The organism is Sphingobacterium deserti (assembly GCF_000757725.1).
Taxonomy (GTDB): domain Bacteria; phylum Bacteroidota; class Bacteroidia; order Sphingobacteriales; family Sphingobacteriaceae; genus Sphingobacterium; species Sphingobacterium deserti.
In genome coordinates this window covers 20,792-41,506 of the sequence record NZ_JJMU01000059.1, presented here as the reverse complement: position 1 = coordinate 41,506, position 20,715 = coordinate 20,792, and the positions used below count along the sequence as shown (strand labels likewise).

Here is a 20,715-nt window from a genome sequence, read left to right as displayed (position 1 = left end):
AAAAATCCATCTCGGAGACATTTTTGCAGGTGTCTTCGCGACTGGCCTAAGTGGCAACTACGTTCATCCATTGCTTAAGCAATCCATAAATTTATATTTTTGTAAGTGGTTAACCATATCGTTACCGGATGAGTGTCTGGTTGAGCATCTTTTCCCTTGTCGCTAAATTGAATAGTCAGCGCAGCTATATCAAATATGCTATAATCCGGTAAGTCCTTGATATCACTTGGTAAATTAATCAATGATTCCATAGACATCTCTTGGTGAATGCCAGCTTGAAACAGGCCGGGCTTTCCACAATACATTACATATGGATCCCTTATTCCTCTCCGCTTCACCGTGTCGACATCTCTTAAATTTTAGTTTTTAACGCAGGCAGCATTTAGAGCGATTCCATCGAAAAATTATATTTCTTTTTCGGCAAAATTCATACTCATGCGAGAAACCAATGCTTGGAAATATTAGTTTGATTAAGCTTGCCAAAATTATTCTTTTCTTCATATCGATTACGAGTTTATCCTTACTCGTCAAGGAACTGAAGCAGATTTCTAATTTCCAACAATATGTACACTTTTAACCTCCCTAAAAGTAATAATTTCTTTCCAGCCACCAGTTCCACCCCTACCGTCGCCACTTGTTGGTAATTTTGATATACCTGTACTGTAATTAATAGATATAGCGTAATCAATACCTTTTCCTCCAGAAGTTATCTGAAGGACTTTTGTCGTTTGTCCTTCAAAATTTCCATACAAAGCCTTAAAGTCTTTATCAATTTTTTGAGAGCTTGTCCCGACGGTGAATGGAGATCCAGCAAACCCATTTATAATTATTCCATCTAGCTTGCTATTTAATATGAACAATTTTGTGTTTGGGTAGTTCAAGACTTCCATGTAAGCTTCATCGAAATCCGAATACTCCTTAGTAATAGAGCTAGGATTACCAAGAGCGTTAATAACGATTTGTTTAGAATCTCCTATTTTTACACCCCCAGTAGAAGGAGCCGACTTTTTGAATATCGTAGTTCTTCCTATATCAACCTGTGCATACAGCGTAATAGAAAGCATTAAAATAACCGACGTAAGTATAGTGTGCAAAGTTTTCAATTTAAAACATTATCGAAGTATAGTAATTAGAAAAATAAGCTTTGAGTCATACCGAGTAATTTTGACTATTCCCCTTAAAATTCGCGCTAGTTATTACAACAACATACCCAAAAAAAAAAATTGTTTGCCTTAGGGATTAGTATTTTCGATCGTATATAATAAAAATAACTCTTTAGTATACAAAGATATATGATTAATATCTATTTTTAAGGCAAACAGTTCATTTGTATTATTTTCGATGGCGTAGCGGCAGAAACGCATCATGGGGCTATACTTAAAAATTGGAACACGTAGTCTGACAAAATGATTTACATACTAACATTTACGAAATAAGATAGTCCGATTTATGAAAATCAAAGAACTTACATTGTACACCAATAAAATAGCTGAGCAGCAGATTTTTTTTGAAACTACATTAGGTCTTCCGATCCATCAAGAAAACTGCGATCGGTTTTGGGTACAGATAGGTTGGACAAAGCTTTGCTTTGCGCGAAGTGTCGAAGATTATCGCTATCATTATTGCTTTTTGATTCCTGCTAACAAACTGATGGAAGCCATGAACTGGTTTTCAGCTAAATTGGAAATTATCAGTGCCGAAGGTGATGAAAAAATTGTCTTTTTCGACACATGGAATGCGCATTCTTTTATTTTTATGATGCCGCGAGAAACATCGCAGAGTGTATCGTACGTCATGATTTAAACAATTTCTCAGACGAAAGCTTTACTATTGCGGATTTACTTTGCGTGAATGAGATTGGATTAGGAACGGATGATATTTCTAAAACCAATACGCAGCTTGAAGAGAGCTTAGGGAGTTACTTCTGGAAGGGCGATCTAGAAAGTTTTGCAGCCAATGGCTCGCAGGAGGGATTGTTTGTATTGCCTAATTATCTGACTAAAGAAACCTGGTTCCCTTCGGAGGTTGCCATTCAGCCGAACCCTTTAGAACGCATTATTGAAAGCGGAGGCAAGCCTTATAATTTCCGGTTTACGGACGGAAATGTTGAAGCTTTTGAATAAATTACAGCAAAATTAAAATGAGCATGATATTAGAAGTCGCTATATTAAATGTAAAACCGGGTAGATCTGAACTATTTGAAGCTGATTTTAAAACTGCAGGGCAGTACATCGCTGCGATTGACGGTTACATACGACACACATTGAAGAAATGTGCTGAGATTGAAAATCAATATATCTTATTAGTCGAATGGGTTTCAATAGAGGCACACGAAGTCGGTTTCCGACAATCACCGCAATACTTGAAATGGAAGTCTTTACTGCATGATTATTATGATCCCTTCCCGCAAGTACTGCATTATGAAGACGTATTGTAGAAGATGAAAACAAGCAACCCGAAATACGACACATAAAAATTTCTCGAATGATACAAGATGCCATCCATTCCATGGAAATTTATACCGTTCAATTTCCTAAAACTTTGCTAGCCATTAAGCTCTCAGAACTAGAATACAAAGCGAGCGCCGATAAATGGAGCAAAAAAGAAATTCTAGGTCATTTGATTGATAGCGCGACTAATAACCTAGGCCGCTTCATTGTTGCACAATATGAAGATAATCCCATTATTCAATACGATCAAGTAGCTTGGTGTAAAGGCAACTATTACCAAAGTTCAGATATAAACTATATGCTAGTACTGTGGAAAGGCTTAAACCAGCAACTGATCCACGTGTGGAAAAATCTGCCCATCGAAGCATTAAGCCGCACCGCAAATGGACAAACATTGACTTTTTTAGCAACTGATTACGTAGCACATTTCGAGCATCATTTCGAGCAGATAAAAACTAGATGATTTGTTTGATGTCTACCGAAGTATCCTTGACCATTTGTTTGGTAAATAAAACACGCATATGAAAACAGCCTTTACAAAGGATTACTGGCGGGAATTTCAAAACAAAAACCCAATGTACAATTCGATACCCTTCCCTCCTTGTTACTACTTCTGTGATAACGAGAAGGACGCGAATGACTGTGCTGAACTTGTACAAAAAGGTATTAAACGCGCAACGACTCACGCTTTATCTTCATTGCAACTTCATAACGAAGAACTTCCTTCTGTTGATGATATCGCTATCATAACGGATTGGTATGGCAACCCCAAGGCCATCATCAAAACCGTTAAAGTTGCTATTGTGCAATTTAAAGATATCACGGCCGAATATGAATATATTGAAGGCGAAGGAGATAAAAGTTTGGCGTACTGGAAGCAAGTACATTGGGATTATTACCTGCGCGAATTGAGTGACCATGGCATACAACCCACGCCCGCTATGGAATTGGTTTGTGAGCAGTTTGAGACAATTTGGCCGCTAAAAAAGTAAAGCATTAACCATGAAAATTTACAGAGAAACAGATCGCCTAATCTTAAGAGAGCTACTACCAACTGATATTGACGGCATGTTTGAATTGGACTCCGATCCGGAAGTACATCGCTATTTAGGTAACAGCCCCGTCAAAGATAAAAAGGAAATTTCTGCTATTATCGATTTCATTAGGAAACAATACATCGATTACGGTATAGGGAGATGGGCAATTGTTGATAAAGAAACACATGATTTTATAGGATGGGCAGGCCTCAAGTATATTACAGATGAGACGAACGGGCACAAAAATTACTATGATCTCGGCTACCGATTAATAACGCGCTACTGGCGCAAGGGCCTGGCAACGGAAGCGGCGATAGCATCACTGGATTATGGTTTTAATGAACTAGATTTAAAGGAAATCTTTGCAATTGCAGATTGTCGAAATCAGTGCTCTAATAACATTTTGAGGAAAATAGGATTTACGTCCGATACCGTTTTCGAGCTTGATACTGTCTTACATAATTGGTATCACATAGATAGGACTGCCTTTCGACCTTCTTCGCTGTAGTTGTTGTCATTAAGGAGACACACTAAGGTAATGGAGCGATTTACTCCGCCCAAGCAACCGCAGAGACACCCCTACCCAATATCCAACGGGTAGTATACCTTTCCTAATTCATCAGGCACATCTAATGTTACTGGTTCATCAAAGATTCCATACACGGTTGATCCTGAACCAGACATACTTGCATACACAGCGCCTTGTTCATATAGAAACAACTTCACGTCCTGTATTTCTGGATATTGCAAAAAAATGCTGTCTTCAAAATCGTTTTTGATGTAAAACTTCCAATCCTGGAGCGGCAGCTTCAGCGAATCGACAAGATCAAATTCTGCTGGCCTTGGCGATACGCCACGGTAGGCTTCCGCGGTGGATACATGAACATTTGGCTTAATCAGCACAATATACTTTTCCGACAAATCCAGATCTACAGCGGACAGGTCCGTACCAATGCCGATAGCATACATGGGTTTGTTGATGATAAAAAATGGACAGTCAGCCCCTAATCGGCTAGCCTCTGCACACAACTCTTTTTCAGACAAGCCCAATGCGCATTGCGCATTCAGCATCTTCAACAGGGCTGCCGCATCGGAAGAGCCACCTCCTAGGCCGGCCCCAAAAGGAATTTGCTTGTGTAAATGGATATGCACGGGTGGCAGAGAATAACGCTCGGCCAGCAAGTCATAAGCGCGCAAACATAAATTGTCCGCATCTGGCGCCAGGTCAATACCGGTAATTTCCAAACTGGTCATTCCAGATGCTTTCGGATGAAGCTCGATAATATCGTAAATGGGATAGGGATAGAAAATACTTTCCAAGGAATGGTATCCATCCGCTCGCTTCTCGGTTATGTTCAACCCAATATTGATCTTTGCGTTCGCATATGCAATCATAGCACAATATTAACAAATCCGGTCAGGATTTGCGCGCAAAATAAGATTTTGTTTAAAAGACTATGAGTTTGTAAATTGCGCTCTTGTGAGATGGTAGCTATGGTTCGTTTGATATTCTTTTGTTTTGCTTTGGTATTTTCTGCATGCACATATGCACAGTCGGTTCCCTCGACCGGCAGCCCTTTTGTGCAGAATTATACGAAATCACAATACAAGGCAGGCAACCAAAATTGGAGTATTGCGCAGGGGAAAGATGGCGTGATGTATGCGGCCAATAACAACGGCTTGATCGCTTTCAACGGTGCGTACTGGGACATTTACCCATTAAGCAATAAGAATTTTACACGGAGCGTAGCAATTGCAGCAAATGGAGATATCTTCGTTGGCGGCAAGGAAGAGTTTGGGTACTTCGAAAAAAAAGGGAATAGCCTAAAATACCACAACCTATCGCGCTTGGTAAAACCTGAAATTCTTGAAAACGATGAGATCTGGAAAATTCTATTTTTGGACAATGCTGTTATTTTCCAGTCCTTTTCTAAATTCTACGTATATAAGGACAACAAAGTGGATGTGCGCTACGGCGATGGCGAACCTTTCCTTTTTGCACATCAGGTAGATAAAACGATCTGGATGGAGCGCATCCCTTCGGGCTTAGAGCGCTGGAACGGGAGGGAATTTGCCAAGCTACAAGCCAACCTGCGCAATGTGCTTACTGTTCTCCCTTTCGATCGTGAGCAGCTTTTAGTGGGCACAGCAAAGGAAGGTCTCTATTTGCTAGACGCGAATGGTAACGCAAGCCCGTGGAAACCGGAATCAGTCGTAAACAAACTCCTCAAGGAAGCGCAGTTAAATAACGGGCTGAAAATTGACGACAATACGTTCGCCTTTGGGACCATTAAAAATGGTGTTTTCATCATTGACAGAGCAGGTCAACTACTGCAACATATCCATAAACGCAACGGTCTTCAAAACAACACCGTATTGAGCATGACGCTGGATCGGCAGGGAAATATCTGGGCGGGGCTAGACAATGGCATAGACCGCATCGAAGTTAATTCCCCATTTTACTACTACCGCGATATATTTGGAGAAATAGGAACAGTTTACGCCATTAAAGTATTTAAAGGCCGGATCTATCTAGGAACCAATCAAGGCTTGTTTTACAGCAACTGGCCGGATGGGGCGGCAATGCAACCGCTGCGATTCGAATTTATTCCAGGCTCGCAGGGACAGGTATGGACGTTGGATGTGTTTAACGACCAATTGATCTGCGGGCACAACGACGGCACGTTTTCTGTCAATGGCAGCAGCATCACACGCATTTCAAACTGGACGGGTGGCTGGTCCAATATCCAGCTGCCAAACAACCCGCAACTTTTTCTGCAAGGCAACTATACCGGCCTAGCCCTTTTTGAAGATAAGGGATCATGGCTTTTGAAACAAAAGTACAACGATCCGAAAACAGCTGTTATCAGCGTATATCCACGCAACGAAAATCAATTTTGGGTGGTGCTCAACAATGCCATACAGCTTGTGGAATTTACCGTGCCCTATCAGTCGGTCAACGTGCTCAAGACATTTTCATTCAACAGCGACTTCCCACATATACAACGTATCACGCCTGCAACGGTTCAACAAAATATCGTCTTTACGACAGACAAAGGGATCTTCGTTTTCGACAGCGTATTGTCGCGCTTCAAGCCCTACGAAGAATTAAATAGTACGCTAGGTGCTTTTGCGAAAGCCAAGAAGATCATGCCGCTCAAAAGGAACCGCTACATGTTTGCCCACGAGGGTCGCTTTGCGGAGGTGACTTTGCAGAACAACCGAATTGTGGTTGATTCGTCAAGCTTCAATAGCTTGCAAGATATCGTGATGAAAAACTACGAGGTCGTCCAAGCCGTAGGCGGGAAATTATTATTTGGCCTTGATAACGGTATCGCGTTTTATGACCTCGAGAGAAAGCATGCTCAAAAACCTGCACAGCCCCTTATCACAGGTTTACAGGAAATTTTAAACGCTAGCGATACATTGCACTACCTCGATCCCGAGGTTGCCATATCGTACAACCAAAATAATATACGCATTCAATTTGCTTCGCCTTGGTACAGTAATACGCCTGTAAAATACCAATCCCTACTGGAAGGCTTGCAGGCAGAGTGGTCCCTACCCACAGAAATACCCTACATCGATTTCACTAACCTGCCTACCGGAAAATATACCTTTCACGTGCGCGTCATGAGCGCAAACGGTACGGTCTCTGAAGTAACCACATTAACCTTTCAAATCCTGCCGCCCTGGTACTTGCAATGGCCGGCACTGCTCCTTTATGTTCTCCTGACGGTTGCCGCATTCGTGCTTGCCCGTAAGCTGATTATAGAAAAAATAAAGCGGGATAAACTGGAGATAAGAAGCAAGTTGCAACTCCGGCAGCAAGAGCTGCTTCGGAAGGAGGCTGAACAAAATGAGAAGAAGCTTATGGAGCTTAAAAACGAGCAGTTAACTGTAGAACTAGAAGCTAAAAACCGAGAGCTGGCCAATGCGGCTACAAATATTGTGTACAAAAACGAACTGCTCAACAACCTGCACGAGGAATTACTTCATGTGAAAGATCGCGATGGGAAAAAGCTATCACCGGATCAGCTTCAAAAAGTAAATAAGCTGATCGACAACGCGCGAAGTGACGAGCGCGATTGGGACTTATTTGAAAAAAGCTTCAACGAGTCGCACGAGAACTTTTTCAAGAAATTGAAAACGGATTATCCCGGGCTTTCACCCAACGACTTGAAGCTATGCGCCTACCTGCGTTTAAATATGTCTAGCAAAGACATGGCTTCCCTTATGAATATCACCACTCGTGGAATTGAGATCCGACGGTATAGATTACGAAAAAAGTTTAATCTGCCTACGGAAAAAAACCTGAGCGAGTTTCTATTGGAACTATAAGACAGCTCGCAGCAAGGCTAACATATGCGGTATCATACGCCAAAATTTCTGGCTGAAGATGGGCTAAAGCTGATAAAGATCCTTATGCCTTTCGTTCCGGTAGTACCACGCATATGACTGAACGCACCTAACCTGTGCGCAGATCATTCATCCAACAAAACAAATCCTTCACTTTCCTGTCCGCTTACGCGTAAAAATATTCCCTGTATAACCAAAAATATCAAAACCAGCTATTTCTTATAATATTTTAGCAAAATATGCGTTGCATGGTCTTGCTAAATCAATTTTATAGGCGCGTATCACCGGATAAAACTGCCAAAAACACTACATCAATACTACTACACCGCAATAGTGTACTTACTACACCTTTAAAAAGAATTTGAGCAATCACTCACCCAAATTAATCAACTGTATTACAAAGGATTAAAACTACTAAATCACCTACAGTGTAGCGGCATAATACCGATGAAGTAGTAATGTGAAATCAAATAATTTCATCGCTGAACGAATACATCACATCTTTGTTTTAATTATAAACACTGTGTTACAAGACCAGTTATTGTCATAACAAACGAACAAACAAACAAATTAAAACAAACTAGCTCTATGAGGAAGTTATTTACACTCTTCTTGTTTTTAACCGCTATCCTATCCGTTGGATATGCACAGGTTAAAACTGTCACTGGTACAGTGAAGGATAGCGGGTCGCTATTCGTCTTGCCCGGCGTGACAGTGTCTGCCAGCAGCGGTCAAAATACACAAACCGATGCTGCGGGTCGTTTCACTATAGAAACGGCCGCAACCGATTCCTTGACCTTTCGGTTTATCGGGTACACTGCACAATCTGTAACGGTGGGCAGTCAAACAAATCTTGATGTATTTTTAGTGAGCGATGACCAGGCTTTGGAAGAAGTCGTTGTTATCGGTTATGGTACACAAAAGAAAGCCGATCTTACAGGCGCTATATCTTCGATAAAGGCCGATGAAATTGCGAAGCAGCCGGCGCTTTCAGCCATGCAGTCCGTGCAGGGTAAGGTTGCAGGTTTAAATATTGTTGCTTCAGATGCACCTGGCTCCTCCCCTAACGTTATCATTCGTGGTTTGGGTACGGCACTGAGCGGTCGAAACCCGTTATATATCGTGGATGGTATGCCCGTTGCCGATATTAACAACATCAACCCAACGGACATTGAATCGATGGATGTCTTAAAGGATGCGTCATCTGCATCAATCTATGGTCTACGTGCTGCGAATGGTGTTGTTATTATAACGACTAAAAAGGGTAAGGCTGGATTTTTACGTATCAACTACGAAAGCTACTCTGGCATAAAAAACATTTTGAATCCTGTAAAAATGGCTAATGGCAGTCAATATGCTACGTACGTCACGGAGAATCTCAATGCAATAAATGCCGGTTACCAAATCCAATCGACAGGACAACCGTATGATACCGATTGGTATGATGAAATCCTAAAAACTGGAACGGTGTTTAACAACGCGGTAAGTTTATCTGGCGGATCCGATGCTGTCGACTACTTTTTAAGCTTTAACAACTTTACGGAAAACGGCTTGCTAGAAGGTGCGAAATTCAAGCGTAACGTGATCAGAAACAACAATACGTATAAATTTCTGGAAGGCCGCCTGAAGTTCAATCAAACCTTGAACCTTACGTTTACTGATAACAACATTAAGCCAAATGGCGCTTTCAATACCGCCTATCGTCAAACGCCTTTAAGCCCGGTATGGTATCCGAACGGCAGAGCCGGTCGTCCGATATTGAATGCGCAGAGTGGTTTGATAGATTATGAATCGGGCGATATCAGAGTCTTAAACTCTATCGGTAACCCGGTATATGATATTAGCCGCTACAATGAATTGCAAAAATCTACAACATTACAAGGTGGTTTTGAAGGCGAATTTCGTATTACAGACTATTTAAAAGTTAATTCCCGTGTTGGTGCTACGAAGTATTGGACACGTGGTCGTACCTTCCAAGATATCCGCGATGCTTACTTAAACGAGTCACCGACGCAACTCGAATCGGAATTTGAACGTTTACGCGCGCAAAACCCCACATCAGCCACTTATGCTTACAACAGGCTTAATCTTCAACAGGAAGAAACATTCCGTTGGATTTGGGAGAACTTCCTGACATTTCAAAAAAGCTTTGGAAAGCATAATCTTGATGCGACATTAGGTATGTCTAGAGAAGAATTTGGAATAGGAAACAGAACTGCCCTTACAGGATATGACCTGCCGGCGCAAGAGCAATATTGGAACTTGCTTCACGTATCTGGCCAATATCCAAGAACGGTAGACCAACGCGAATTTACACATCGTGCTTTAGCATCATACTTCGCTCGTGCGCAATATAATTTCGACAGTCGCTATTATTTGACGGGTACTGTCCGTCGTGACGGATCAAGCGTATTCCGCGCATCGGGAGAATACTGGGGTACTTTCCCATCCTTTGGCGCTGGCTGGACCATCAGCAATGAGAAATTTATGCAGAATGCAAGCTGGGTAAATTTGTTGAAGTTAAGAGGAAACTGGGGTGTATTGGGTAACCAAGATATTCCGCTTAATATTTCACAAATCATTGTTTCTCCAGGAACAGATGGAGGCGCAGGCACCAACAATAATAACTATGTATTAGGGCCAAGCCAGGAATTGGTATACGGTGCGTCATTTGGGACACCAGCTATACCCCTTACTTGGGAAAAGACATATGAAACAGGCTTTGGTGTGGATTTTGGCTTCCTGAACAATCAGTTGACCGGTTCCATCGATTACTACCACAAAATGAACAGAAATACCATTTTGGACGTAACACCTACTTTGAACTCGCCATTTTCGCAGAATTTCTATGCACACGGAGCAAAGGTCTTGAACCAAGGTATTGAGGCTTTGGTGTCTTGGAACAAAGCTGTAAATGATAATTTCAATTACAACGTAAGCGTAAACTATTCTTACAACAAAAATGAAGTAACAGAGGTTGTTCCTGCATACGATGGTGGTATTGGAGGAAGTTTGGCTAACGGAGAAATTACGAAGCAACTTCGTGTTGGACAGCCTATTTATGCATGGTGGATGTGGGAAGCAGAAGGCGTATGGCAAAACACAACAGAAATCGCAGCAGGAGCAAGACCAGGATCACCACGACCAGGCTACCTGCGTTACAAAGATCAAAATGAGGATGGCTCTATCGATAATCGCGACAAGGTATTCTTCGGCTCATTTATCCCAACGTCAACTTACGGTATCAATATCGGGATGAATTACAAAGCTTTTGATTTCTCTGTTTATGGGTATGGTGTTGCCGGCAACAAAATCTACAATGCTTTGAAAGGTACGCGTATCAATGGAGGGGAAAACATCACCGAGGACACCTTCAACGAGCGTTGGACGCCAGAAAACCCGTCAAACGTAAATCCTGGCGCAGCTAGAGACACCTATGCTTCAAGTTACTATTTAGAATCTGGAAACTATTTCCGGATCAATAACGCGACCGTGGGCTATACCTTTAACAGGCTTTATTCAGAGAATTCGAAATTACGGATCTATTTCTCTGCTCAAAACCCACTGATGTTCACCAAGTACTCCGGCGTTTCACCAGAGATATCCGGTGTTTCATCAAGTAACAATCAGGATGATGCCCGCCCGGCTGGAACTGCTGGTGTCGAATTATCGGCTTATCCCACAACAAGAAATTTCTTGTTTGGTTTAAATCTTACTTTCTAATAACCTAGCTTGAAAAAAAATGAAAATTAAAACGTTAAATATAGCATTACTTATTGCCGCAGGCTTCCTCGTTCAGGGCTGTACAAAAGAATTTTTGGACGTCCCATCCAAAGAAATAGTTGAAGCAGATGATAGTAATGAAGTATACCAACCGGAGACTTTTATCAATGGTGTATATGGAATGTTCACCGATTGGAACTATGGATTTGCTTATTTGGGTATCACCGAAATCATATCGGATAATGCGGATAAAGGTAGCTCCGCTACGGATACAGGAACGGACAAAGACATTCTTGATGCATTGACCTATACTTCCACCACCCCTTCATTTGCGTCTACTTGGGAGCACTGGTACAAATCCATCGGACGTGCTACGCAGGCGATAGAATATACCGAGAATTTCGGATTGACAGATGAGGCCTATAAAAATAGACTTATTGGCGAAGCACGCTTCTTGCGTGCCTTAAACTATTTCTTTTTGGTACGTGGCTGGGGCGATGTAACGATTCAGGATGTAGACCTTATCCAGCGTCAATCATCAGCGGCAGTATATGCCTACATCGAGGCTGATCTGCAGTTTGCTATCGAGCATTTACCTTTAAAGTCTGCTTACGAAGCCAAAGATTTAGGCCGCGCTACGAAAGGTGCGGCTCAAGGTTTACTGGCAAAAGTGTACCTATACCAATCCAAGTGGCAAGATGCCGTTAACATGGCGCAAACTGTATTGAATTCTGGGGAGTATAGCTTAGAGCCAGATTATGCAACCATTTGGCGCGCTACCACCGATAATGGTCGCGAATCATTATTCGAATTCCAGGCCAGAGGCGAGGAAATTGCACACGGTATACAACAGTATTCACAAACCCAAGGTGCTCGTGGTGAATCTGGCTGGGGATGGGGATTTAATATCCCTTCGCAAAACCTTTTGGATGCTTTCAATGCAGAAGGTGATGAAATCCGGAAAAACGCAACGATCATATTCCCTGGAGAAACCCTATATGATGGGCGCCGAGTAAGCCCAAATGTGGAAAACCCAATGTATAATGAAAAAGCTTACTCTTCGGCCAATGCTGGTGCGGGGGATACAGACAAGAACATCCGCTACTTGCGTCTGGGCGAAATCTATCTCATTTTAGCAGAAGCCGCAAATGAAGTGGGCAATTCCCAATTAGCCGTTCAAAATTTGAATATCGTTCGTTCACGTGTGAACTTACCAGCTGTAACGACAACAGATCAAACGCAGCTGCGCCAGGCTATCTGGAAAGAGCGCCGGCTCGAACTTGCTTTTGAGCACGATAGATGGTTTGATTTGGTACGTACCAGACAAGCACAGTCTGCCATGCAAGCCGCTGGTAAAACTTTCCAGGAAAGGAACTACATATTCCCAATTCCGGATAGACAACTGATTCAAACGCCTGAAATGTCGCAGAATACGGGTTGGTAACCAACCTACCGAAAGCGAAAGTTTACATCATTGCAAGCAAGAGGAACGACGACGAAGCAATCTTTAGTATGATCAAAATGCAGATTGCTTCGTCATACTTCCTCGCAATGACGCATCTTTTGGGAATATAACGTTACGAGCACTAACGTTTTTTCCCTTTCTAATATGATACAATGAAAAAAGTACTATTTAGTTTTTTTATCCTACTGACTACGTTATCCTGTAGTAAAGAGCAATCTGGGGAAACTCCCTCGGCTGCGAGCTTCGGTATAACACAGGTAAGACTGGGAGACAATGCGTTTACAGCTAATCAACGGAATGTAGAACTGCAGCCGACCTTTCGACTATCTTTCCCTACTGCGCTGAGTGAGCAAAACCTTTCCAGCCATGTGCTGATCGTGAGCGATGGTGCGAGCGTGGCGACAAATGTCAGCCTTTCCACCGATAAACAAACAATAACAGTAGTACCTACCACTGATCTGCCAGCGCTAAAAGCTTTTACATTAGTTGTCCGAAGCTCTCTTATAGCTGTCGACGGTAAAAAACTTGATAAAGAATACGCGTATCAATTTACAACAGGTATAGATACGAAAGACAAATTTGATCGCATTTCTACCGAAGAACTACTAACCAAAGTTCAACGCCAAACTTTCACTTATTTTTGGGATCAAGCACATCCCAGCTTCGGAATGATCCGTGAGCGCAACAGCTCTGGAGAAACAGTTACAACAGGCGGCACAGGCTTCGGCCTGATGGCTATCTTGGTCGGTATCGAACGGGGTTTCGTAACCCGCGATCAAGGGGTCGAACGCATAAAAAAAATAGTTTCTTTTTTAAAAATGGCCGATAAATATCAAGGTGCATTTGCGCATTGGTATAACGGTTCTACGGGCAGAACGCAACCGTTTAGTGAAAAAGACAATGGCGCCGACATTGTCGAAACAGCCCTCCTTTTTCAGGGGCTACTTACCGCGCGAACATACTTTAACGATGCCTCACTAACAGCAGACATCAGTACGCTATATAATGCCGTAGATTGGAATTTTTTCCGTAACGGCCAACAAACCCTTCTTTGGCATTGGAGTCCGACTTTCCAATGGGAAATGAACCTGAAGATCACAGGCTGGAACGAATCCCTTATTGCATATGTACTCGCTGCAGGATCTGCCACGCATGGCATTGACGCATCTGTGTACGAGCAAGGATGGGCAAACAACGGCGCCATTCGAAATGGGAATAGCTACCATGGTATTCAGTTGCCGCTAGGCCCACCTAGCGGAGGCCCTCTATTCCTTTCCCAGTACAGCTTTCTTGGACTTAACCCTAATGGACTGCAAGATCAATATGCATCCTATTCAGATCAAGTAAAAAACCATAGTTTGATTAATCGTGCATACTGTGTGGCTAATCCGAAAGCTTTTGTTGGGTATGGAGCAGATTGCTGGGGATTAACCGCAAGTGATGACATCAACGGCTATAAAGTACACTCCCCTACCGAAGATAATGGCGTGATTAGTCCAACCGCAGCACTTGCCGCTATGCCTTATGTGCCAGAAGAGTCTATACAAGCATTAGAATTCTTCTATTACAAATTAGGCGATAAACTATGGGGAGAGCATGGATTTAAAGATGCATTTTCCTTGACCGAACCTTGGTTTGCCGATTCGTACCTAGCCATTGATCAGGGACCTATCATTATTGGTATTGAAAACTACCGTTCCGGTCTATTATGGAAATATTTTATGCAGACACCTGAAATTAAAAGCGCACTACAGAAATTAAATTTTACGTCACCTAATCTTTAGTAATGAAATTGACATCCTTGACTTTATCGGCCGTTATCGGCCTATCTTTTATAAGCTGTTCACAACATAGCGGCAACAATAATGGGCAAACCCAAGATACAACGCAGCAGGTTGGAAATGTAGCCTCTGACAGCCTCCTCACTACCGTGCAACAGCAAACCTTTCAATATTTTTGGGACGGTGCCGAGCCAAACTCGGGACTGGCGCGTGAACGCATTCATATTGATGGTGAATACCCGAAAAATGATCAAAATGTAGTAACCATAGGTGGTAGCGGCTTCGGGCTCATGGCTATCTTGGTGGGTATACATAATGAGTTCATCAGCCGGGAAGAAGGACTGGCGCACTTCCAAAAATCGTTAAGCTTCCTGGACAAGATAGAGCGCTTTCAGGGAGCTTGGTCACACTGGTATTTTGGCGATACCGGCAAGGCGAAAGCATTTAGCACGAACGACGATGGTGGTGATATAGTGGAAACGGCTTTCATGGCGGAAGCCTTGATCTGTATCCGCGAGTTTTATAAGGATGGCTCTGCTGAAGAGAAAAAAGTGGCCGCCCAGGCCGACGAACTTTGGAAAGGCATCAACTGGGATTTCTACAGAAATGGCAAAGACCTACTCTACTGGCACTGGAGTCCGAAGCATGGCTGGGGCATGAACCACGCCATCCAGGGTTTTGACGAGTGCATGATCGCCTATATTATGGCGGCCTCCTCGCCTACCCACGCCATTCCTGCATCCACATACCACAAGGGCTGGGCGCGCGATGGCGCTATCCGTTCCGATGTAAAAAAATACGGCATACCAACTGTCGTAAAACACAATGCGAAAGAGGGTGAAGTAGGTCCGCTGTTTTGGGCGCACTATTCATTTTTGGGATTAAACCCGAGAGGCTTGGTAGATCAGTATGCCAATTACGAAGATGTGGTTACCAATCACACCAAAATCAACATTGCTTACGCAAACGAAAATCCAAATAAATTTAAAGGATACGGTGCTGATAAAGGCTGGGGCTGGACGGCCAGTTACTCTACTAATGGATACAATGCACACCATCCAGACAATGACCCTACCGGTGTCATCTCGCCTACAGCAGCGTTGTCTTCGATGCCCTACAGCCCGAAGGAGAGCCTCAGCTTTATGCATTACTTGAAAGATAGTATTGGCGATAAGGTATGGGGAAAATATGGCTTTTATGATGCTTATAGCGAGACAGAAAACTGGTACCCGCAGCGCTACCTAGCTATTGATCAAGGGCCTATCGTTGTGATGATACAAAACTATAAAGATGGCTTTATTTGGAACTTGTTTATGCAAGCGCCTGATGTACAGGCCGGGTTAAAGAAATTGGGATTTAAAAGTCCAGAGCTAAACAACTAAACAATGAAACAACTACTCGTTTGTTTCGGTATGGCAATGTTGCTCCTGTGCGCTGCGCAGGGGCAAACGCGCCATCAGACGTATTGCAACCCTATTAATATTGACTACGGCTATACGCCCATCCCCAATTTTTCGGAATGGGGCCGCCACCGCGCGACGGCAGATCCTGTCATCGTGAACTACAAAGATGATTATTACCTCTTCAGCACCAATCAGTGGGGCTACTGGTGGAGCGAAGACATGGTGAATTGGCAATTTCAATCCAAAAAATTTTTACGCCCCTGGAATGGCGACGTGTATGACGAGCTTTGTGCTCCGGCTGTCGGTGTCGTAGGCGACACCATGCTGGTATTCGGCAGCACCTACACCGACAAATTCAGTATTTGGATGAGTACCAACCCGAAGGCCAACGAATGGCAACCGCTCGTAGATAGTTTTGAAATAGGGGGCTGGGATCCAGACTTCTTTACCGACACGGACGGCAGGTTTTACATGTATAACGGAAGCAGTAACCAATATCCGCTATACGGTATCGAATTGGATCGAAAAACGATGCAACCCAAAGGCACGCGCAAAGAGCTTCTTTATTTGGAAGACTGGCGATATGGCTGGCAGCGCTTCGGAGAATACATGGACAATACTTTTCTAGATCCTTTTTTGGAGGGAGCCCATATGACGAAGCACAATAACAAATACTACTTCCAATTTGCCGGGCCAGGCACCGAATTTAGCGGCTATGCTGACGGCGTGGCGGTAGGCGACTCGCCCTTGGGGCCCTTCGTCAAGCAGTCTGATCCGCTGAGTTATAAACCCGGCGGTTTTGCCCGCGGCGCGGGCCACGGCTCCACATTTCTTGACAAACACGGGCAATACTGGCATGTGTCCACCATCGTGCTGGGTGTTAAGAATAATTTTGAACGCCGATTGGGCATATGGCCAACCTACTTTGACAAAGACGATCAAATGTATAGCAATACAGCCTTCGGCGACTACCCACATTATTTGCCGGATACGGATAAAGCAGGTACTTTCACCGGTTGGATGCTTCTCAACTATAAGAAGCCGGTAACGGTGTCTTCGACCTTAGGTGCTTATTCCGCCAATTATGCTGTTGACGAAAGCATGAAAACTTATTGGAGCGCTAAATCAGGAAACGCTGGCGAATGGATAACGACGGATCTTGGTGAAAAATCTACCATTCACGCTGTTCAAATAAACTATGCAGATCAGGATGTCGATAGCAGCTTCCTGGGCAAAATGCCAGATATTTATCATCAGTATAAGCTCTATGCTTCCGATGATGGCCGTAAGTGGCGCCTTATTGTAGACAAAAGCGACAACAAAACCGATGTTCCGCACGCCTATGTCGAGCTAGATAAAGCAATTCGGGCGCGCTACATCAAACTGGAAAATATACACATGCCTTCGGGTAAATTTGCGATTGGTGGGCTACGCGTGTTCGGAAGAGGCGATGGTCCCCTCCCCGACCCCATCAAGCAATTTATTGTGCTGCGCACGGAAAAAGATAAACGCAGCGCCTGGATAAAATGGAACCCTGTGGATAACGCCTACGCCTACAATATTTATACTGGATTAGCGCCGGACAAATTGTACAACTGCATTATGGTGCATGACGCCAATGAATATTATTACAAAGCAATGGATAGCCAAAAGCCCTACTATTTCAGCATAGAGGCCATTAACGAGAACGGAACCTCAACACGATATCCTGTGGTTAAAGCGGAATAGCACGCAATAAGAGAAAATCACCTACACAAACAACAGATGAATATGAGAAAAATAGCAATATGGATACTCGGTGTTGCCACGACTTGCAGCCTGAGTGTTCAAGCCCAGAAAAATCCAAAGATGGATACATTTGTTTCCGAACTGATGGGCAAAATGACGGTTGAAGAAAAGATAGGTCAGCTTAACCTAGTGACTGGTGGCGAGGCCGTAACAGGATCTGTCGTATCGACTGGTGTAGAAAGTAAAATTAAATCAGGCCAGATTGGAGGGATTTTCAGTATGTCCAGCCCCTCCAAAATCCGGGCAGCACAGACACTTGCCGTCAAGCAATCTCGCTTAGGTATCCCGATAATCTTCGGGATGGATGTTATTCACGGCTATAAAACATTATTCCCAATCCCTTTGGGACTAGCAGCGACCTGGGATATGAACCTTATCCGCGAGTCGGCCCGCATTGCCGCCGTGGAAGCTACAGCAGATGGCTTGAACTGGACATTCTCGCCTATGGTGGACATTTCGCGTGACCCGCGCTGGGGTCGCATATCGGAAGGAAGTGGCGAAGACACCTACCTATCTTCACGCATCGCCGCAGAAATGGTGAAAGGCTATCAGGGCTCGGACCTCCAAGCGAATAACACTTTGATGGCTTGTGTGAAGCATTTTGCGCTATACGGAGCGGCGGAAGCTGGAAGAGATTACAATACAACGGATATGAGTCTGCACCGCATGTACAACGAATACCTGCCGCCATATAAAGCCGCTATAGATGCTGGCGCCGGTACGGTGATGGCATCATTTAACGATATCAACGGTGTGCCTGCAACAGCCAACAAATGGTTAATGACGGACGTACTGCGCAATCAGTGGGGATTTAACGGCATGGTCGTTACCGATTATACGGGGATTAATGAGCTGGTAGACCATGGATTAGGAGATTTGCAGACGGTGTCTGCACTTTCTTTGAAAGCGGGAATACATATGGATATGGTTGGCGAGGGATTCCTCACGACGCTGAAGAAATCTTTGGATGAAGGAAAGGTGACCCAAGCGGAAATTGATCAAGCCTGTCGTCTGGTACTTGAAGCGAAATACAAGCTAGGTCTCTTCGAAGATCCATTTCGATACTGTGATGATAAGCGCGCGAAGAACAATATTTTGACGCCTGCCCACTTAGCAAAATCTCGCGAGATCGCAGCCAAGTCATTTGTCTTATTGAAGAATGATAAGCAAACGCTCCCTTTACAAAAGAAAGGTACGGTTGCTTTGATCGGTCCGTTAGCGAATACGGGAGCGAATATGCCGGGAACATGGAGTGTGAGTGCTGACCTGGAAAACACGCCGAGTCTGTTGGAAGGCATGCAAGCCGCATTGGGCAACTCGGTTAAAATTGTGCACCACATGGGTTCCAATCTACTTACGGACGCTGCTTATCAAGAACGGGCGACCATGTTTGGGCGCACGATTCCACGTGATGAGCGTCCCGAAGCTGATATTATTGCTGAGGCTGTACAGGTGGCTTCAGGGGCTGATGTTATTGTTGCCGCATTAGGCGAATCATCTGAAATGAGCGGCGAAAGTTCCAGCCGGACGGATCTAGACATCCCGGCGACACAAAAGAGATTATTGGAAGCGCTCTTGAAAACTGGGAAACCTGTAGTGCTTGTGGTATTTGCAGGACGGCCATTGACATTATCTTGGGAGCAGGAGCATGTTCCCGCTATATTAAACGTTTGGTTCGGCGGTACAGAAACTGGGAAAGCGGTAGCTGATGTGTTATTCGGGGATGTAAATCCATCCGGAAAATTACCGGCTACCTTCCCGAAAAATGTCGGACAGATTCCGCTTTATTATGCAGCAAAGACAACAGGCAGACCGCTTGCGAAAGATGCTTGGTTCCAAAAATTCCGTTCCAATTATATTGATGTAGATAATGAGCCGCTTTATCCTTTCGGTTACGGCTTAAGCTATAGCAGCTTTAGTTACAGCGATATTAAGCTCAGCAAAACAAGCTTGCAGGCCAATGACAAAATTATTGCCACCGTAAATGTAAAGAATACAGGAAATTTTGACGGCGAAGAAGTTGTTCAGCTTTATCTGCGCGACATCTATGCGTCGATCACGCGCCCTGTAAAAGAACTGAAGGGATTCCAAAAGATCTTCCTTAAAAAAGGCGAGTCACGCGATGTTAGCTTCGAGATATCCGCGGAAGACCTGAAATTCTACAACAACGAGTTGAAATTCGTCGCGGAACCGGGTGACTTCAAACTTTATATCGGAACAAACTCTAGCGACGTCAAAGAGACGCAGTTTACATTGGAGTAGTGAGTTGGGCGTAGTGAGTAATGCGTAGTGCGTAGTGCGTAGTGAGATATTAGTATTTAGATTTTAGTACTTAGTATGTAGAAAAGGTACTGGGTACAAATTTTTACTTTTCTACTTTGTACATAGATAAAGGTAGTGTTTAAGGACTGTGGTGGTCCTGCAACACTACCTTTTTTATCTTAACCCCTTCCGCCGCTCGCCGCGGCAATCTTTGGTATTGAGTAGTGGGTAGTGCGTAGTGAGATATTAGTGTTTGGGTTTTAGTACTTAGTATGTGGAATTGGTATTGGGTACAACTTTTGTTAATTTTTAATTTTTACTTTTTATTTTGAAATGCGAGCCGGAGGAACGATGGCGCGGCAATCTTTGGTATTGAGTAGTGGGTAGTGCGTATTGCGTAGTGCGTATCGAGATATTAGTGTTTGGGTTTTAGTACTTCAAATGATC

General features: G+C 43.6%; 16 protein-coding genes. 13 read left to right on the top strand and 3 right to left on the bottom strand.

Translation table 11 applies throughout. The features are described from left to right. Positions 1-74: 74 nt before the first annotated feature. On the bottom strand, positions 75-251 hold the full coding sequence (locus DI53_RS20370) for a hypothetical protein (RefSeq protein WP_157836787.1): 177 nt from the start codon (positions 249-251) through the stop codon (positions 75-77). A gap of 297 nt (positions 252-548) precedes the next feature. Further along, on the bottom strand, positions 549-1,094 hold the full coding sequence (locus DI53_RS15360) for a hypothetical protein (RefSeq protein ID WP_131555313.1): 546 nt from the start codon (positions 1,092-1,094) through the stop codon (positions 549-551). 355 nt (positions 1,095-1,449) lie between these two features. Between DI53_RS15360 and DI53_RS15355 the strand changes: the two genes are divergently transcribed. The 6 genes from DI53_RS15355 to DI53_RS15330 are packed head-to-tail and all read left to right on the top strand — an operon-like array spanning position 1,450 to position 3,995. Further along, positions 1,450-1,803: a hypothetical protein gene (locus DI53_RS15355; protein WP_037501648.1), complete on the top strand. Its 354-nt coding sequence runs from the start codon at positions 1,450-1,452 to the stop codon at positions 1,801-1,803. A gap of 44 nt (positions 1,804-1,847) precedes the next feature. Next, positions 1,848-2,123: a hypothetical protein gene (locus DI53_RS15350; RefSeq protein WP_037501645.1), complete on the top strand. Its 276-nt coding sequence runs from the start codon at positions 1,848-1,850 to the stop codon at positions 2,121-2,123. A 17-nt stretch (positions 2,124-2,140) separates the two neighbouring features. Then, positions 2,141-2,437, top strand: coding sequence for an antibiotic biosynthesis monooxygenase family protein (locus DI53_RS15345; RefSeq protein WP_241462445.1), 297 nt, complete (start codon positions 2,141-2,143; stop codon positions 2,435-2,437). Positions 2,438-2,484: 47 nt separating this feature from the next. Then, on the top strand, positions 2,485-2,913 hold the full coding sequence (locus tag DI53_RS15340) for a DinB family protein (protein ID WP_052072462.1): 429 nt from the start codon (positions 2,485-2,487) through the stop codon (positions 2,911-2,913). A gap of 58 nt (positions 2,914-2,971) precedes the next feature. Then, a complete protein-coding gene (locus tag DI53_RS15335; RefSeq protein ID WP_037501639.1) occupies positions 2,972-3,442 on the top strand; it encodes an ASCH domain-containing protein in 471 nt (156 codons plus the stop codon). A 10-nt stretch (positions 3,443-3,452) separates the two neighbouring features. Next, entirely contained in the window at positions 3,453-3,995 is a 543-nt protein-coding gene (locus DI53_RS15330) for a GNAT family N-acetyltransferase (RefSeq protein WP_037501636.1), read from the top strand. Positions 3,996-4,066: 71 nt separating this feature from the next. Here DI53_RS15330 and ispE read toward each other — a convergent pair whose 3' ends face one another. After that, positions 4,067-4,882 carry a 4-(cytidine 5'-diphospho)-2-C-methyl-D-erythritol kinase gene (gene ispE / locus DI53_RS15325; protein WP_037501633.1) on the bottom strand — a complete coding sequence of 272 codons (816 nt, stop codon included), beginning with the start codon at positions 4,880-4,882 and terminating at the stop codon, positions 4,067-4,069. Between the two features lie 99 nt (positions 4,883-4,981). Between ispE and DI53_RS15320 the strand changes: the two genes are divergently transcribed. From DI53_RS15320 to bglX, 7 genes are all read left to right on the top strand, one after another. After that, a complete protein-coding gene (locus DI53_RS15320; protein WP_037501690.1) occupies positions 4,982-7,828 on the top strand; it encodes a triple tyrosine motif-containing protein in 2,847 nt (948 codons plus the stop codon). Positions 7,829-8,434: 606 nt separating this feature from the next. Continuing rightward, on the top strand, positions 8,435-11,569 hold the full coding sequence (locus DI53_RS15315; protein ID WP_037501630.1) for a SusC/RagA family TonB-linked outer membrane protein: 3,135 nt from the start codon (positions 8,435-8,437) through the stop codon (positions 11,567-11,569). 19 nt (positions 11,570-11,588) lie between these two features. Beyond that, complete coding sequence (locus DI53_RS15310; protein WP_052072460.1) at positions 11,589-13,013, top strand: RagB/SusD family nutrient uptake outer membrane protein; 1,425 nt, start codon at positions 11,589-11,591, stop codon at positions 13,011-13,013. 173 nt (positions 13,014-13,186) lie between these two features. After that, positions 13,187-14,818 carry a glucoamylase family protein gene (locus DI53_RS15305; RefSeq protein WP_037501626.1) on the top strand — a complete coding sequence of 544 codons (1,632 nt, stop codon included), beginning with the start codon at positions 13,187-13,189 and terminating at the stop codon, positions 14,816-14,818. A 2-nt stretch (positions 14,819-14,820) separates the two neighbouring features. After that, positions 14,821-16,197: a glucoamylase family protein gene (locus DI53_RS15300; protein ID WP_037501624.1), complete on the top strand. Its 1,377-nt coding sequence runs from the start codon at positions 14,821-14,823 to the stop codon at positions 16,195-16,197. Between the two features lie 3 nt (positions 16,198-16,200). Beyond that, positions 16,201-17,946: a family 43 glycosylhydrolase gene (locus DI53_RS15295; RefSeq protein ID WP_037501619.1), complete on the top strand. Its 1,746-nt coding sequence runs from the start codon at positions 16,201-16,203 to the stop codon at positions 17,944-17,946. Between the two features lie 36 nt (positions 17,947-17,982). Beyond that, a complete protein-coding gene (gene bglX / locus DI53_RS15290) occupies positions 17,983-20,268 on the top strand; it encodes a beta-glucosidase BglX (RefSeq protein WP_081939479.1) in 2,286 nt (761 codons plus the stop codon). Positions 20,269-20,715: the final 447 nt, after the last annotated feature.

Excerpts from the sequence above, each read along its gene's own strand:
- DI53_RS20370 (WP_157836787.1), bottom strand. The coding sequence starts at position 251 with ATGGAATCATTGATTAATTTACCAAGTGATATCAAGGACTTACCGGAT.
- DI53_RS15355 (WP_037501648.1), top strand. The coding sequence starts at position 1,450 with ATGAAAATCAAAGAACTTACATTGTACACCAATAAAATAGCTGAGCAG.
- DI53_RS15345 (WP_241462445.1), top strand. The coding sequence starts at position 2,141 with ATGAGCATGATATTAGAAGTCGCTATATTAAATGTAAAACCGGGTAGA.
- DI53_RS15340 (WP_052072462.1), top strand. The coding sequence starts at position 2,485 with ATGATACAAGATGCCATCCATTCCATGGAAATTTATACCGTTCAATTT.
- DI53_RS15335 (WP_037501639.1), top strand. The coding sequence starts at position 2,972 with ATGAAAACAGCCTTTACAAAGGATTACTGGCGGGAATTTCAAAACAAA.
- DI53_RS15330 (WP_037501636.1), top strand. The coding sequence starts at position 3,453 with ATGAAAATTTACAGAGAAACAGATCGCCTAATCTTAAGAGAGCTACTA.
- ispE (WP_037501633.1), bottom strand. The coding sequence starts at position 4,882 with ATGATTGCATATGCGAACGCAAAGATCAATATTGGGTTGAACATAACC.
- DI53_RS15320 (WP_037501690.1), top strand. The coding sequence starts at position 4,982 with ATGGTTCGTTTGATATTCTTTTGTTTTGCTTTGGTATTTTCTGCATGC.
- DI53_RS15315 (WP_037501630.1), top strand. The coding sequence starts at position 8,435 with ATGAGGAAGTTATTTACACTCTTCTTGTTTTTAACCGCTATCCTATCC.
- DI53_RS15310 (WP_052072460.1), top strand. The coding sequence starts at position 11,589 with ATGAAAATTAAAACGTTAAATATAGCATTACTTATTGCCGCAGGCTTC.
- DI53_RS15305 (WP_037501626.1), top strand. The coding sequence starts at position 13,187 with ATGAAAAAAGTACTATTTAGTTTTTTTATCCTACTGACTACGTTATCC.
- DI53_RS15300 (WP_037501624.1), top strand. The coding sequence starts at position 14,821 with ATGAAATTGACATCCTTGACTTTATCGGCCGTTATCGGCCTATCTTTT.
- DI53_RS15295 (WP_037501619.1), top strand. The coding sequence starts at position 16,201 with ATGAAACAACTACTCGTTTGTTTCGGTATGGCAATGTTGCTCCTGTGC.
- bglX (WP_081939479.1), top strand. The coding sequence starts at position 17,983 with ATGAATATGAGAAAAATAGCAATATGGATACTCGGTGTTGCCACGACT.